At 70.3% G+C, this 14,409-nt stretch carries 15 protein-coding genes; 13 read left to right on the top strand and 2 right to left on the bottom strand.

Annotated elements, in window-relative coordinates:
- Entirely contained in the window at window positions 1-816 is an 816-nt protein-coding gene (locus ACFWBT_RS15700; RefSeq protein WP_385700186.1) for an inositol monophosphatase family protein, read from the top strand.
- Between the two features lie 117 nt (window positions 817-933).
- Here ACFWBT_RS15700 and ACFWBT_RS15695 read toward each other — a convergent pair whose 3' ends face one another.
- Window positions 934-1,107, bottom strand: coding sequence for a hypothetical protein (locus ACFWBT_RS15695; RefSeq protein WP_167459062.1), 174 nt, complete (start codon window positions 1,105-1,107; stop codon window positions 934-936).
- 413 nt (window positions 1,108-1,520) lie between these two features.
- Between ACFWBT_RS15695 and ACFWBT_RS15690 the strand changes: the two genes are divergently transcribed.
- From ACFWBT_RS15690 to ACFWBT_RS15675, 4 genes are all read left to right on the top strand, one after another.
- Window positions 1,521-2,174: a response regulator transcription factor gene (locus ACFWBT_RS15690; RefSeq protein WP_266763459.1), complete on the top strand. Its 654-nt coding sequence runs from the start codon at window positions 1,521-1,523 to the stop codon at window positions 2,172-2,174.
- A gap of 7 nt (window positions 2,175-2,181) precedes the next feature.
- Window positions 2,182-3,411 (top strand): sensor histidine kinase, encoded by a 1,230-nt coding sequence (locus ACFWBT_RS15685; protein ID WP_385700182.1) that lies wholly within the window; start codon window positions 2,182-2,184, stop codon window positions 3,409-3,411.
- Between the two features lie 394 nt (window positions 3,412-3,805).
- Entirely contained in the window at window positions 3,806-4,102 is a 297-nt protein-coding gene (locus ACFWBT_RS15680) for a DUF4193 domain-containing protein (RefSeq protein ID WP_003997302.1), read from the top strand.
- 13 nt (window positions 4,103-4,115) lie between these two features.
- Entirely contained in the window at window positions 4,116-5,027 is a 912-nt protein-coding gene (locus tag ACFWBT_RS15675) for a hypothetical protein (protein ID WP_385700179.1), read from the top strand.
- Window positions 5,028-5,566: 539 nt separating this feature from the next.
- On the opposite strand, the gene ACFWBT_RS15670 is transcribed toward ACFWBT_RS15675, so the two are convergent.
- Complete coding sequence (locus ACFWBT_RS15670) at window positions 5,567-6,043, bottom strand: DUF3093 domain-containing protein (RefSeq protein ID WP_385700176.1); 477 nt, start codon at window positions 6,041-6,043, stop codon at window positions 5,567-5,569.
- Window positions 6,044-6,101: 58 nt separating this feature from the next.
- On the opposite strand from ACFWBT_RS15670, the gene ACFWBT_RS15665 reads away from it, so the two are divergent.
- The 8 genes from ACFWBT_RS15665 (at window position 6,102) to ACFWBT_RS15630 (ending at window position 14,237) form a co-directional block, all read left to right on the top strand.
- Window positions 6,102-6,686, top strand: a complete 585-nt coding sequence (locus tag ACFWBT_RS15665; protein WP_385700174.1) for a PaaI family thioesterase — start codon at window positions 6,102-6,104, stop codon at window positions 6,684-6,686.
- A complete protein-coding gene (gene dut / locus ACFWBT_RS15660; protein ID WP_385700171.1) occupies window positions 6,683-7,222 on the top strand; it encodes a dUTP diphosphatase in 540 nt (179 codons plus the stop codon). The genes ACFWBT_RS15665 and dut overlap by 4 nt, the downstream gene beginning before the upstream one ends.
- A gap of 1 nt (window position 7,223) precedes the next feature.
- On the top strand, window positions 7,224-7,982 hold the full coding sequence (locus tag ACFWBT_RS15655; RefSeq protein WP_385700169.1) for a DUF3710 domain-containing protein: 759 nt from the start codon (window positions 7,224-7,226) through the stop codon (window positions 7,980-7,982).
- A gap of 289 nt (window positions 7,983-8,271) precedes the next feature.
- Complete coding sequence (locus ACFWBT_RS15650) at window positions 8,272-9,492, top strand: alginate lyase family protein (RefSeq protein ID WP_385700167.1); 1,221 nt, start codon at window positions 8,272-8,274, stop codon at window positions 9,490-9,492.
- Window positions 9,493-9,642: 150 nt separating this feature from the next.
- On the top strand, window positions 9,643-12,186 hold the full coding sequence (locus ACFWBT_RS15645) for an ATP-binding protein (protein WP_385700164.1): 2,544 nt from the start codon (window positions 9,643-9,645) through the stop codon (window positions 12,184-12,186).
- Complete coding sequence (locus tag ACFWBT_RS15640) at window positions 12,183-12,866, top strand: response regulator (protein WP_385700161.1); 684 nt, start codon at window positions 12,183-12,185, stop codon at window positions 12,864-12,866. Before ACFWBT_RS15645 ends, ACFWBT_RS15640 begins: the two co-directional genes overlap by 4 nt.
- A gap of 210 nt (window positions 12,867-13,076) precedes the next feature.
- A complete protein-coding gene (locus tag ACFWBT_RS15635; protein WP_385700159.1) occupies window positions 13,077-13,475 on the top strand; it encodes an OB-fold nucleic acid binding domain-containing protein in 399 nt (132 codons plus the stop codon).
- 3 nt (window positions 13,476-13,478) lie between these two features.
- Window positions 13,479-14,237, top strand: a complete 759-nt coding sequence (locus ACFWBT_RS15630; protein ID WP_385700156.1) for a DUF3159 domain-containing protein — start codon at window positions 13,479-13,481, stop codon at window positions 14,235-14,237.
- Window positions 14,238-14,409: the final 172 nt, after the last annotated feature.

Raw genomic sequence — 14,409 nt, 5'->3', positions numbered from 1 at the left:
GTGACCGAGCCTCTGCACACCGAACTGCTCCAGCTCGCACACGAGGCCGCCCGCCGCGCGGGCGCGCTGCTGCGCGACGGCCGCCCGGCGGACCTCGCGGTCGCCGCGACCAAGTCCAGCCCGATCGACGTCGTCACCGAGATGGACATCGCCGCCGAGAAGCTGATCACCGCGCTGATCGCCGAGCACCGCCCCCGCGACGGTTTCCTCGGCGAGGAGGGATCCGCCAGCGAGGGCACCAGCGGCATCCGCTGGATCGTCGACCCGCTCGACGGCACGGTCAACTACCTGTACGGGCTGCCGACCTGGGCGGTGTCCATCGCGGCAGAGCAGGACGGCGAGACCGTCGTGGGCGTGGTGGCGGCACCGATGCGCGGTGAGACGTACCACGCGGTGCGCGGCCGGGGTGCCCGGGCCACCGGCGCCTGGGTCGGCGAGCGCCGGCTGACCTGCCGCCCGTCGCCGCCGCTCGACCAGGCCCTGGTCTCGACCGGTTTCAACTACGTGACCGAGGTCAAGACCCATCAGGCGGACGTGGCCCAGCGGCTGATCCCGCTGGTGCGCGACATCCGGCGCTCCGGCTCGGCCGCGATCGACCTGTGCGACGTCGCGGCCGGCCGCCTCGACGGTTACTACGAGCGGGGCCTGCACCCGTGGGACCTCGCGGCGGGGGACCTGATCGCCCGTGAGGCGGGCGCGGTGACCGGTGGACGCCCCGGAGAGCGCCCCACAGGCGAACTCGTGGTGGCGGCCTCCCCGGGCGTCTTCGAGCCCCTACAGCGGCTCCTGGAGGACCTCGGGGCCTGGCACGACTGACGGCGGCCGGCGGAAGGCGAACAGCGGCCGACGGAAGACGGAAGCGGGACGACGACGGAAACGGAGCGGGGCCCCGGTACTGGATCGATACCGGGGCCCCGCTCTCGTACGTACTGATCAGACGCGCGTCGCGCCGACCTCCACACCGTGCTCGGCGGCGAGGCGGTGCAGGTCGTCCAGCTCGGCCTGCTCGACCTCCGCGAGGAAGTCGTCGCCTGTTTCGCGAGCCCGCGTCAGGTCGGACTCGGTCGCCCTTATGCGCTGCAGAAGTCCTGCGGTGAATGCGTCCATGCTGCGCCCCCTCGTCCTGGGTCGTGGGTCGGGTGGCACGGGGGTGTGCCGATCGGAAGGGGCGATCACGTCTCTGTCGGGTGCCCAGCGCTGCCCAGGCTGGGCGGCGACGGTGCCGGACACCCACGCCCGCTCTGCGGAAGCGGTTGGACGTACCACAAGGTGGCTTGCCACATGCAGAGCGTGATCGCGGGGTGTAAAGCCGTCCTCCCCCCGCTCTCTTCCGTGGAAACCTCAACCCGGCGAGAAAATCTGGCATTCCCGGTCCCCTGGACGGGCTTACCTGGCGCCTCTCCCGTCTTACAGCCGGTTTACGGCCGAAAAGGGCAGGATGGAGCTCTCATCCGTGACAGACCTGCCCGCGTGGTGCCCTGAAGCGTGCCCCGCCGGTGGACAGAGGAAGGACTATCGACGTGCGCGTACTCGTCGTCGAGGACGAGCAACTGCTCGCCGATGCGGTGGCCACCGGACTGCGCCGGGAGGCCATGGCCGTCGACGTCGTGTACGACGGCGCCGCCGCGCTGGAGCGCATCGGGGTCAACGACTATGACGTGGTCGTCCTCGACCGCGACCTGCCGCTCGTGCACGGCGACGACGTCTGCCGCAAGATCGTCGAGCTCGGCCTGCCCACGCGCGTGCTGATGCTGACCGCCTCCGGCGACGTCAGCGACCGTGTCGAGGGCCTGGAGATCGGCGCCGACGACTACCTCCCCAAGCCGTTCGCGTTCAGCGAGCTGACCGCACGCGTGCGTGCCCTCGGACGTCGTACGAGCGTGCCGCTGCCGCCGGTCCTGGAGCGTGCGGGGATCAAGCTCGACCCCAACCGCCGCGAGGTCTTCCGCGACGGCAAGGAGGTCCAGCTCGCCCCCAAGGAGTTCGCCGTCCTGGAGGTGCTGCTGCGCAGCGAGGGCGCCGTCGTCTCCGCGGAGCAGCTCCTGGAGAAGGCCTGGGACGAGAACACGGACCCGTTCACCAACGTCGTGCGCGTGACCGTCATGACACTGCGCCGCAAGCTCGGCGAGCCTGCCGTGATCGTCACCGTGCCCGGCTCCGGCTACAGGATCTGATCCCGTCGTGGCCACCACCCCCGCGCCGCCCACGGCGCCTCCGAAGCCCACCTGGGACCCGCAGCCGGAGCCCCCGTTCCCGTGGCTGCGCCCGACCATCCGCATACGACTCACGCTGCTCTACGGCGGCATGTTCCTGATCGCCGGCATCCTGCTGCTGTCGATCATCTACCTGCTCGCGGCGCAGGCGCTGAACGTGGGCAGCGAGCTCCCCTTCACGATCCTTTCGGGGCGGGTCGGTAGCAGCACCTGCAACCTCCCGCAGGACCCCTCGTCGGACGAGCTCAACCACGCGATCTACGAATGCGTGAACCGGCAGCGCCAGCACGCCCTGGACGACCTGCTCAGCCGCTCGCTGCTGGCCCTCCTCGGGCTCGCGATCATCGCCTTCGCGTTCGGCTACGCGATGGCGGGACGCGTGCTTTCGCCGCTCGGCCACATCACCCGCACCGCGCGCGCGGTGGCCGGCTCCGACCTGTCCCGGCGGATCGAACTGGACGGCCCGGACGACGAGCTGAAGGAGCTAGCGGACACCTTCGACGACATGCTGGAGCGGCTGCAGCGGGCCTTCACCGCGCAGCAGCGGTTCGTCGGGAACGCCTCGCACGAACTGCGGACGCCGCTCGCGATCAATCGCACCCTCCTGGAGGTGCACCTCTCGGGACCGGGGGTGCCGACGGAGATGCAACAGCTGGGCAAGACGCTGCTCGCCACGAACGAGCGCAGTGAGCAGCTCGTCGAGGGCCTGCTGCTGCTCGCCCGCAGCGACAACCAGATCGTCGAGCGCAAACCCGTGGACCTCGCCGAGGTCGCCTCGCAGGCCGTCGACCAGGTGCACGCCGAGGCGGAGACCAAGGGCGTGAAGATCCGCGGGCAGCGGGCTCCGGTGGTCGTCCAGGGCAATGGCGTCCTCCTGGAGCGGATCGCCCTGAACCTCGTCCAGAACGCCGTCCGGTACAACGTGCCGAAGGACGGCTGGGTCGAGGTCACGACCGAGGTGCAGCACGGCCAGGCGGTCCTGGAGGTGTCGAACACGGGACCGGTGGTTCCCGCGTACGAGGTCGACAATCTTTTCGAGCCCTTCCGGAGGCTGCGTACGGAGCGCACGGGAAGCGACAAGGGTGTGGGCCTCGGCCTGTCGATCGCCCGGTCGGTGGCGCGCGCACACGGTGGTCACATCGTCGCTCAGCCACGCGAAGGAGGTGGGCTCGTGATGCGCGTCACCCTTCCCATCTGAGACCATGACGCGGACACGCGAGGATGTTCGCTTTGCGCGGAATTTTCTGGTCACCCACTCGAGTGACCCGTGTGTGATCGATCACAAGGGCGATTTTTGGTCCATCCACTCTCCGTGATCATGCAAGCTGTCGGAAAGCCGGGAAAATCCGGGTTTTCGGGGGTCTTGATCACGGGAAGTACACGGTGGGACGCCTTTGAAGTGCGGCCACAAGACCGTGTACGGTCCGCATCGCCATCCAAGCCGATCACTCTTGATGAGTCCGGTTGGGTGTCGATTGAGTAACAGACCTTGATGTGAGGCAAAATCTCCGCCTCGGGTCGGGCACAAGTCCGGCCTCTCACGCGTTACGTGCGCTGGAGACACCGCAGACACCCAGAGGGGGAGAGCGACAATGGCAACGGATTACGACACCCCACGCAAGACCGACGACGACGTCGACTCGGACAGCCTTGAAGAACTGAAGGCTCGCCGGAACGACAAGTCGACGTCGTCCGTCGACGTAGATGAGTTCGAGGCCGCAGAAGGCCTGGAGCTGCCCGGCGCGGACCTCTCGAACGAGGAGTTGGCCGTCCGGGTGCTGCCCAAGCAGCAGGACGAGTTCACTTGCATGAGCTGCTTCCTGGTGCACCACCGCAGCCAGCTGGCCCGCGAGAAGAACGGTCAGCCGATCTGCCGCGACTGCGACTGAGGCAGGGTCGGCCGTGACTGGCTCGGCCTTTCCTTGGAAGCGCCGCCCGCCCTCCGGGGCGGCGGACGAAGGGCCCTTCGAGGGCCCTGAAGGCGTGCGTGACGACGAGCGGGGCTCTTCCGAACAGGGATCAGCCTCGCTCGACCGAGCGGGCGCCACAGGCGGCCTGACGGCCTCCACGGACACCCCCGCGCCCGCCCCGAAGCGTCGCGCGGCGATCGTCCGGGACGGGGTCAGGAAGGGCGTCCACAGTGGCGGCGTCCGGGCCAGGGCGGGCCTGGCGTACGTCACCGACCGCATCATCGACATCGCCCCGCGGGTTCCCGTCCGGGACCTCGCCACACTCCGCAAGCAGTTCCCGGGCCTCGATCCCGAGCAGCTCGCGGACAAACTCGTCGCGGGCGCCGCAGCCGCGACGTCCACCGTCGGCGCCGGGATCGGCGCCGCCGCGATGCTGCCGGTGCCGCCCGCCATGCCCACGGAGCTGGCGGCCGAGATCACCGCCGTCGCCGCGATCGAGCTCAAGCTCATCGCCGAACTCCACGAGGTCTACGGCCTGCGCCCGCCGGGCAACCTCAAGCAGCGCAGCACCGCCTATCTGCACTCCTGGTCGGGCGAGCGCGGCATCGACGTGGCCAAGCCCGTGACGATCAACGCCGCGCTCGGTGGGCAGATGAAGCGTGAGCTGCGCCAGCAGATCATGAAGCGAACGGTCCGGGACCTGCCCAACCTGATGCCTTTCATGGTCGGCGCCGCGGTAGGGGCGGTGATGAACCGTCGCGACACCAAACGCGTGGCGGGGCACATCCGCAAGGACCTGCGCAAGATGCAGGTGCCGTGGGAAGCGCTCCCGGAGCTGCCGCCCCTGGAGAAGCCGACGGACCCGCTGCGGATCGGGGAGATTCCCGGAGACCTGGGGCGCTGAGGCCGCCGCCGCGGCCGGCGCCCACCACCGGCTGTCCGCACTCGGCGGACCGCTGCCTTCGTCGAGCCCCGGACGGGCACCGTAGGACGGCGAAAGAGCCTGAGCCCGGCCGGGCCCTGGACGGTCGCCGCGGGCCGCCTCTTCGGCGCGGCCGGCTGTCACGTGGTTCGGTGGGAGAAGGGCCGCCGGTGACGGTGTGCCGCCTCGCAGGCGCGGCGCCCCGTCCGCCGCGCTGCGGGAGGCGTACGCCACGGCCAAGGAGCGGGTGCTCGACCCGATCCTCGCGCTCGCCGGATTCGACCGCCTGGAGTGGACGACTTCGACCGCCTGGAGTGGACGACTTCGACCGCCTGGAGTGGACGGCGAGCGCCTCGACACCGATGCCGCAGGACGTCGTACGGATCTGGGCGGGGGCAGGCCTCGCGCTCGGGTGAGCAGGGGATCGTGCCCGGGTGACGCGACGACGCGGCGAGCTGCCGTGCCCACCATTGCCGACGGGGCGCACTCTGCGCCCTGCGACCTGATCCGAGCGCTAGTCCCTAGCTGTCCGCGGGCTGGGCCGAAGCCTGCGCCGCCTCCAGGGCGGCCACCAGGCGCTCCGGCTCCCGCGTCGACAGATACAGGTAGGGCGTCGGGTCCGCCGGATCCGTGACCTGGACGCGCAGCGCGGTGGGGATGTACGAGCGCAGCAGCATGAACGCACGGGTGTCGGCCTTGTGCGTGCGCCAGGCGCGCGCCTCCTCCTGGTCCAGGATCTCCGTGTCACCGAGGGCCGCGACCGGGATCCGGGCGTCGCCCGCGATCAGCGAGTCACCGACCACGCGGATGCGGATCGATCCGTACGCGCTCGCCGCGACCGCCGCGACCGCGGTGCCGCCGACCAGCGCCCCCAGCGTCGGCAGGGTGCCGAACGGGAGGAAGACCAGGGCCATCGCGAGCCCGACCAGGAAGCTGATCACCCACCACGACCGGGGTGCGGTGAGGCGTTCTTCGTACGGGGAGGCGGAGAGCTGCATGAAGCCAAGCTTGGCACGGTGCGAAGACTTGGTGGACTCGCGGGTAAGGTCAGCGGCTGTGAGTGGTACTTCCGCAGCTCTGACGCCTCCCGCCGACGCCGTCGCGCCGGTGCGGCACCCCGACGCGCCCGCCCCCGGAGAGCTCCTCGGAGCACACTACGAACAGTGTTTCGGGTGCGGTGGGGGGCAGCCCCACGGACTCCATCTGGAGGCCCGCGCGGGCGACGGCGTTCGGATCACGGCGGAGTTCACCGTGCGGCCCGTCCATCAGGGCGCCCCCGGTCTCGCGCACGGCGGCGTCCTCGCCACCGCGCTCGACGAGACCCTCGGCTCCCTGAACTGGCTGCTGCGGACGATCGCCGTGACGGGACGCCTGGAGACCGACTTCCGCCGCCCCGTGCCCGTCGGCACCGTGCTGTATCTGGAGGCCGAGGTCACCGCGGTGGCCGGCCGGAAGATCTTCTGCACCGCCACCGGGCGGATCGGCGGCCCCGACGGGCCTGTCGCCGTCCAAGCCGACGCCCTCTTCGTCGAGGTGAAGGTCGACCACTTCATCGACAACGGCCGCTCGGAGGAGATCCTGGCAGCCATGAACGACCCGGACCAGATCCGGCGAGCCCGTGCCTTCGAGGTGAACCCGTGACCCGCAATCCCGGGGCCCGTGAGCCCCGTCAAGACGTCGATGTGCTGATCAGGCGCGTCGACCCGGACGTCCCCCTTCCCGAGTACGCGCAACCCGGTGACGCGGGAGCCGATCTGCGCACCACCGAGAGCCGCGAGCTGAAGCCCGGTGAACGGGCCGTGCTGCCGACGGGAGTGTCCATCGCGCTGCCCGAGGGGTACGCGGCCTTCGTGCACCCGCGTTCCGGCCTCGCCGCCCGCTGCGGTGTAGCCCTGGTGAATGCCCCGGGGACGGTTGATGCCGGGTACCGTGGGGAGATCAAGGTGATCGTGGTGAATCTCGACCCGCACGAGTCGGTGCGGTTCGAGCGCTTCGACCGGATTGCTCAACTGGTCGTCCAGCAAGTCGAGAAGGTTCGCTTCCATGAGGTCGCGGAGCTTCCCGACTCGGCGCGGGCCGCAGGGGGCTTCGGGTCCACCGGCGGTCATGCCGCCGTGGACAGCACAACGGGTGGGAATCGATACGCTTCGGTCGTATCCGACCGGGAAGGACAGTGACGTGTTCGGACGTCGCAAGAAGGGCAGTGCCGCCGAGGACGCGGCGGGCGAGGCCGAGCAGGTCGTCGACGGCGTCGACACTGAGACGGACGAGGAGCGCGAGCGCGTGAGGCTCGAACCCGAGCCGCGCCCCGATGGGCCCTGGGACAGCACTGAGGTCCGTGACCCCGCCGAGGGCCGCGTGGACCTGGGCGGTCTTTTCGTGCCCGGAGTCGACGGCATGGAGCTGCGGGTCGAGGTCGCGGGCGACGCGATCGTCGCGGCGACCGTCGTCCTCAACGACAGTGCTGTGCAGCTCCAGGCCTTCGCCGCTCCCAAGCGCGAGGGCATCTGGGGCGAGGTGCGCGAGGAGATCGCCTCCGGGATCACCCAGCAGGGCGGTGTCATCGACGAGGTCGAGGGCCCGCTGGGCTGGGAGCTGCGGGCGCAGGTACCGGTACAGCTGCCGGACGGCACGGGCGGTTTCCAGGTCGTGCGGTTCGTCGGCGTGGACGGCCCCCGCTGGTTCCTGCGCGGAGTGATCTCCGGGCAGGGCGCGGTGCAGCCGCAGGCCGCGGGTCTGCTGGAGCAGATCTTCCGGGACACGGTCGTCGTCCGCGGTGAGGGCCCGATGGCCCCCCGCGACCCGATCGTCCTGAAGCTGCCGAACGACGCGCAGATGGTCCCCGAGGGTGTTCAGCAGGAAGAGCAGGGTGGCTCCCGCTTCTCCGGCGGCATGGGACAGCTGCAGCGCGGACCGGAGATCACCGAAGTCCGCTAGCCGGACATCGACTGGTCGGACATCAGGTGGGCCGCACCCCCAGGGGTGCGGCCCTTTCCTGTGTTCGCCTGCTGGTTTCCCGGCATTTCCGGCAGACCGGTCCGCGTTCCACGGCGGACCGGTCCGCGCGGGCGGCCCGTCCTGGCCGGGTTCTTGTACGTGAACGGTAGTTGAGCAGCGGGTCTTTCTTCAGGCCTTGACGGAAGTCTGGTCCATACCTATGGTCACCGGCCAGCGCACGTGTTCAGCATCCCACGCGTAGTTCACATACAAGAACGGATGGCTCTGCATGTCCGACACCCCCACTCGGCATCGCCGCAGACGGCGCCCGGCCCTCCTCGTCACCGTCGCCGCCGCGACCGCCGGGCTCATGGGCACTCTCCTGTCCTGGCCCGGCGCGCACCCGGCCGAGGCGGCGCCCGCCACCTTCGTCCACCCCGGAGTCACGGTCTCCAAGAGCCAGTTGGACTTCGCCCGCACCGAGGTCCTGGCCGGCGCCCAGCCCTGGAAGGGCGCCTACGACCAGATGATGGCGAGCAAGTACGCCTCGCTCACGCGCACCCCCACACCCCGCGCGACCGTCGAGTGCGGCTCGTACTCCAACCCCAATTACGGCTGCACGGACGAGCGCGAGGACGCGATAGCCGCGTACACCGACGCCCTCGCCTGGTACATCACGCGCGACGAGCGGTACGCGAAGAAGTCGATCGAGCTGATGGACGCCTGGTCGGGGGTGATCAAGGACCACACCAACAGCAACGCGCCCCTGCAGACCGGCTGGGCGGGCTCCTCCTGGCCCAAGGCCGCCGAGATCATCAAGTACACGTACACCGGCACTTGGGCGAACTCCGGCCGCTTCGCGACCATGCTGCGCGACGTCTACCTGCCGGAGATCATCAACGGCTCCAACTCCAACGGCAATTGGGAACTGTCGATGATGGAGGCCGCGGTCGGCATCTCCGTCTTCCTGGAGGACAAGACGTCGTACGACAAGGCCATGGCGAAGTTCCGGACGCGTACGGCGGCGTACGTCTACCTCTCCACCGACGGCGCCGTGCCGAAGACCGTGCCGAGCCAGAACCTCGACACCACCGCGAAGATCGTCAGCTACTGGCAGGGGCAGTCCACCTTCGTCACCGGGCTCACCCAGGAGACCTGCCGCGACTTCACCCACACCGGATACGGCATCTCGGCCATCTCGCACATCGCCGAGACCAGCCGCGTCCAGGGCCAGGACCTGTACGGCACCGATGTCGGCGAGCGGCTGCGCCAGGCACTCGGCTTCCAGTCGAAGTACCAGCTGGGCACGGCGGCGCCGAGCTGGCTGTGCGGCGGCTCGCTGAACCTCGGGGTCGGGCCGGTCACCGAGGTCGGCCACAACGCCCTGCACAATCGCCTGGGCATCGCGATGACCAACACCCAGACGCTCACCCTGCAGAACCGCCCGGCGGGCAGCAACAACCTGTTCGTGGCGTGGGAGACGCTGACGCACGGCGACAATCCCGCGTGAACCGGGGTCGTGCGAAGTCGCGTGAGGTCGTGGCGGCATCAGGGTTGCGTCAAAGACGTCCCCCGAGCGGCTTCTCGTCCCTTTCGCCGGGATTCCTGGCCGTAAGGTCGACGCTGCGTACACGGCGGTGACAGGAAGACAATAGGGCTCATGGGACGCGGCAAGCTTCGGATCTACCTCGGTGCGGCACCGGGCGTCGGCAAGACGTACGCGATGCTCTCCGAGGCGCACCGTCGCGTCGAACGCGGGACGGACTGCGTGGTGGCGTTCGTCGAGCACCACCACCGGCCGCGCACCGAGGTGATGCTGCACGGTCTGGAGCAGGTGCCCCGCAGGGAGCTGGAGTACCGGGGCGGCCTCTTCACCGAGATGGACGTCGATGCCGTACTGCGGCGCGCCCCGGCCGTCGCCCTGGTGGACGAACTGGCGCACACCAACGTGCCCGGCTCCCGCAACGACAAGCGCTGGCAGGACGTGGAGGAACTGCTCGCAGCCGGCATCGACGTCGTCTCCACCGTCAACATCCAGCACCTGGAGTCACTCGGCGATGTCGTCGAGTCGATAACGGGCGTGCGGCAGCGCGAGACCGTGCCGGACGAGGTGGTGCGACGGGCGGACCAGATCGAGCTGGTCGACATGTCCCCGCCCGCGCTGCGCCGCCGGATGGCCCACGGCAACATCTACAAGTCCGACAAGGTCGACGCGGCCCTGTCCAACTACTTCCGGCCGGGCAATCTCACGGCCCTGCGCGAGCTCGCCCTGCTGTGGGTCGCCGACCGGGTCGACGAATACCTGACCGAGTACCGCAGCGAGCACCGGGTCTCCAAGATCTGGGGCTCCCGGGAGCGGATCGTCGTCGGACTGACCGGCGGTCCGGAGGGGCGGACGCTGATCCGGCGGGCCGCGCGGCTCGCCGAGAAGGGCGCGGGCGGCGAGGTCATGGCCGTCTACATCGCCCGCAGCGACGGGCTCACCTCCGCCTCCCCGAAGGAACTGGCCGTCCAGCGCACCCTGGCCGAGGACCTCGGCGGCACCTTCCACCATGTGGTCGGGGACGACATACCCGCCTCCCTCCTGGACTTCGCACGCGGCGTCAACGCCACCCAGATCGTGCTCGGCTCCTCCCGCCGCAAGACTTGGCAGTACATCTTCGGGCCGGGTGTCGGCGCCACGGTCGCCCGGGAGTCCGGCCCCGACCTGGACGTCCACATCGTCACCCACGAAGAGGTCGCCAAGGGGCGCGGCCTGCCGGTGGCGCGCGGGGCACGGCTCGGGCGTTCCCGGATCATCTGGGGCTGGATCGTCGGGGTGGGCGGCCCGGTGGTGCTGGCGCTGCTGCTGAACACCATCGATCTCGGCCTCGCCAACGACATGCTGCTGTTCCTGGCGGTGACCGTCGCGGCGGCCCTGCTCGGCGGTCTCCTGCCGGCCCTCGCCTCGGCGGCCTTCGGCTCCCTGCTGCTGAACTACTTCTACACACCGCCCCTGCACCGGCTGACGATCGCCGATCCGAAGAACATCGTCGCCATCGTGATCTTCGTGGGCGTCGCCGTCTCCGTGGCGTCGGTGGTGGACCTCGCGGCCCGCCGCACCCACCAGGCGGCGCGGCTGCGGGCCGAATCGGAGATCCTCTCCTTCCTGGCGGGCAGCGTGCTGCGTGGCGAGACCAGCCTGGAGGCCTTGCTGGAGCGCGTCCGGGAGACCTTCGGGATGGAGTCGGTCGCGCTGCTGGAGCGCGTGAGCGACGTCGACCCGTGGACCTGCGCGGGCAGCGTCGGACCGGCTCCTTCGCTCCGCCCCGACGCCGCCGACGTCGACATGCCGGTCGGCGACCACATGGCGCTCGCCCTGTCCGGACGGGTGCTGCCCGCCTCCGACCGCAGGGTGCTGGCCGCGTTCGCGGCGCAGGCCGCGGTGGTCCTGGACCGGCAGCGCCTCCAGCACGAGGCCGACCAGGCCAAGGAACTGGCCGAGGGCAACCGCATCCGCACCGCCCTGCTGGCAGCCGTCAGCCACGACCTGCGCACCCCGCTCGCCGGGATCAAGGCGTCGGTGTCGTCCCTGCGCTCCGACGACGTGGCCTGGTCCGAGGAGGACCGGGCCGAACTCCTCGAAGGCATCGAGGACGGCGCCGACCGCCTCGACCACCTGGTGGGCAACCTGCTGGACATGTCTCGGCTCCAGACCGGCACCGTCGCCCCGCTGATCCGCGAGATCGACCTCGACGAGGTCGTCCCGATGGCGCTCGGGGGCGTCCCCGAGGACAGCGTGGACCTGGAGATCCCGGAAAGCCTGCCGATGGTCGCCGTCGACGCCGGGCTCCTGGAGCGCGCCGTCGCCAACCTCGTCGAGAACGCCGTCAAGTACAGCCCCCTCGACGAACGGGTCCTGGTCGCCGCGAGCGCCATCGCCGACCGGGTGGAGGTACGCGTCGTGGACCGCGGTCCCGGCGTCCCGGACGACGCCAAGGACCGTATCTTCGCGCCCTTCCAGCGCTACGGTGACGCCCCGCGCGGCACCGGCGTGGGCCTCGGCCTCGCGGTCGCCCGCGGCTTCGCCGAGGCGATGGGTGGCACCCTCGACGCCGAGGACACCCCCGGCGGCGGACTCACCATGGTGCTCACGGTGCGGGCGGTGGACCGCCGGTCCGACCCGGCCGCCCGACCAGCAGTCGCAGAAAGGCAGGCCTCATGACCCGGGTCCTCGTGGTCGACGACGAGCCGCAGATCACCCGAGCCCTCGTGATCAACCTGAAGGCACGCAAGTACGAGGTGGACGCGGCCCCCGACGGGGCCACCGCGCTCCAGCTCGCCGCCGCCCGCCACCCCGATGTCGTCGTGCTCGATCTGGGCCTGCCCGACATGGACGGCGTCGAGGTGATCAAGGGGCTGCGCGGCTGGACCCGGGTGCCGATCCTGGTGCTGTCCGCCCGGCACTCCTCCGACGAGAAGGTCGAGGCGCTCGACGCGGGCGCCGACGACTACGTCACCAAGCCCTTCGGCATGGACGAACTGCTCGCACGGCTGCGCGCCGCCGTCCGCCGCGCGGAGCCGACCGGGGGCGGCGAGGACGACGTGATCGTGGAGACCGAGGGGTTCACCGTCGACCTGGCGGCGAAGAAGGTGCACCGGGACGGGCGGGACGTCCGCCTCACCCCCACGGAGTGGCATCTGCTGGAGGTCCTGGTCCGCAGCACGGGCCGCCTGGTCAGCCAGAAGCAGCTGCTCCAGGAGGTGTGGGGGCCGTCGTACGGGACGGAGACGAACTACCTGCGGGTCTACATGGCCCAGCTGCGCCGCAAGCTGGAGGCGGACCCCTCGCACCCCAAGCACTTCATCACCGAGCCGGGGATGGGCTACCGGTTCGAACGGTGACGCGCGTCATCCGTCCGGGGCGCGGCGCCCGCGAGGTCCGAGCGACGCAGGGGGAAGCGGTCCCGGGTGATGGGTGCGGAGGGGCCCGAGTGACGGCGCATGGCCCGGGTTCGAAGGCGGTGCGACCGCCGGATCGCGGGGGAGTCGTCCCCGGTTCGGGTAGGGGTGCCGCGGGTACGTAGGTGTCAGGGCCCCCGGTACGCTTTCGGTATGAGTGCTGTTCCTCGTTCCGAAAAGCCGGCGGGCCGGTTCCGGCGCATGATGGACCGGCTCTCCTCGTCCCAGGAGGACCTGGAGTCCGAGGAGCTGCGGGAGGACACCGACACGGCGGGCTGTACCCGTATCGGTGACTGCCACGACCGGCAGATCGTCACGGTTACTGGTACCTTGCGCACGGTCACTCTGCGGCCGAGGGCCGGTGTCCCGGCTCTGGAGGCCGAACTGTTCGACGGCTCGGCCGCCCTGGACGTCGTCTGGCTCGGCCGCCGCTCCATCGTCGGCATCGAGCCCGGGCGCAAGCTGATCGCATCGGGCCGCATCTCGATGAGCCGGGGCCGTAGGGTGTTGTTCAATCCGAAATACGAACTCAGACCGCTCGGACGGGAGTAGCCGGTGACGTCGCTCGACAAGCCGACCGAAGACGCCCAGCAGGATTCCAGGGCGGTGACCGAGGCCGCACTCTTCGAGGCCTTCGGCGGCGTGCGCGGCATGGTCGAGACCGTGATGCCCGGCCTGCTCTTCGTCACCATCTTCACGATCAACAAGGACCTGCACTGGGCGGCGATCGCCGCCCTCGCCGTCTCCCTGCTGCTCGTCGTGGTCCGCCTGGTGCGGCGCGACACCGTGAAGCACGCCTTCAGCGGTGTCTTCGGCGTCGCCTTCGGTGTGGTCTTCGCGATGATGACGGGCAACGCGAAGGACTTCTACCTGCCGGGCATGCTCTACACGCTCGGCCTCGCCGTCGCCTACATCGTCACGACCCTCGTGGGTGTCCCGCTGATCGGCCTGATCCTCGGCCCGGTCTTCAAGGAGAACCTCTCCTGGCGCACCCGCAACCCCGGCCGGAAGAAGGCGTACGCCAAGGCCAGTTGGGCCTGGGGCCTGATCCTGCTCGCCAAGTGCGCGGTGCTCTTCCCGCTGTACTGGTGGGCCGACACCGCCCAGTTCGGCTGGGTCCTGATCGCCCTCAAGATCCCGCCGTTCCTGCTCGCCGTCTGGCTCACCTGGGTCTTCCTGGCCAAGGCGCCGCCGCCCATCGACGTGTTCGCGGAGATGGAGGCCGAGGAGCAGGCGGAGAAGGAGCGCAAGGCCGCCCTCGCGAAGGAGCGCGGCGAGAGCCCGGCCCCGGCCCGGCACCGCCGCGAGGCGTAGCGCCTCGGCCGTCCGGCACGAAAGGGCTCCGGCTCCGCGCTCCGCGCCCGACGTGTTCCGGCGCCCGCGGACCAGGCCTGCTTCCCGAGGGAGGACGGGCATGACCCGCGCAGGGCGCCGTGACCGGCGTACGAGGCCATGAACCGCGTACGACGCCGTGACCCGCCTACGA

Origin of the sequence: Streptomyces sp. NPDC060027 (assembly GCF_042737005.1) — a bacterium.
GTDB lineage: Bacteria > Actinomycetota > Actinomycetes > Streptomycetales > Streptomycetaceae > Streptomyces.
This window is presented reverse-complemented; position numbering and strand designations above follow the sequence as displayed.

Bases quoted from the DNA above. Each gene is read 5' to 3' on its own strand.
- ACFWBT_RS15680 (WP_003997302.1), top strand. From the start codon at position 3,806: ATGGCAACGGATTACGACACCCCACGCAAGACCGACGACGACGTCGAC.
- ACFWBT_RS15650 (WP_385700167.1), top strand. From the start codon at position 8,272: ATGTCCGACACCCCCACTCGGCATCGCCGCAGACGGCGCCCGGCCCTC.
- ACFWBT_RS15695 (WP_167459062.1), bottom strand. From the start codon at position 1,107: ATGGACGCATTCACCGCAGGACTTCTGCAGCGCATAAGGGCGACCGAG.
- ACFWBT_RS15635 (WP_385700159.1), top strand. From the start codon at position 13,077: ATGAGTGCTGTTCCTCGTTCCGAAAAGCCGGCGGGCCGGTTCCGGCGC.
- ACFWBT_RS15640 (WP_385700161.1), top strand. From the start codon at position 12,183: ATGACCCGGGTCCTCGTGGTCGACGACGAGCCGCAGATCACCCGAGCC.
- ACFWBT_RS15645 (WP_385700164.1), top strand. From the start codon at position 9,643: ATGGGACGCGGCAAGCTTCGGATCTACCTCGGTGCGGCACCGGGCGTC.
- ACFWBT_RS15670 (WP_385700176.1), bottom strand. From the start codon at position 6,043: ATGCAGCTCTCCGCCTCCCCGTACGAAGAACGCCTCACCGCACCCCGG.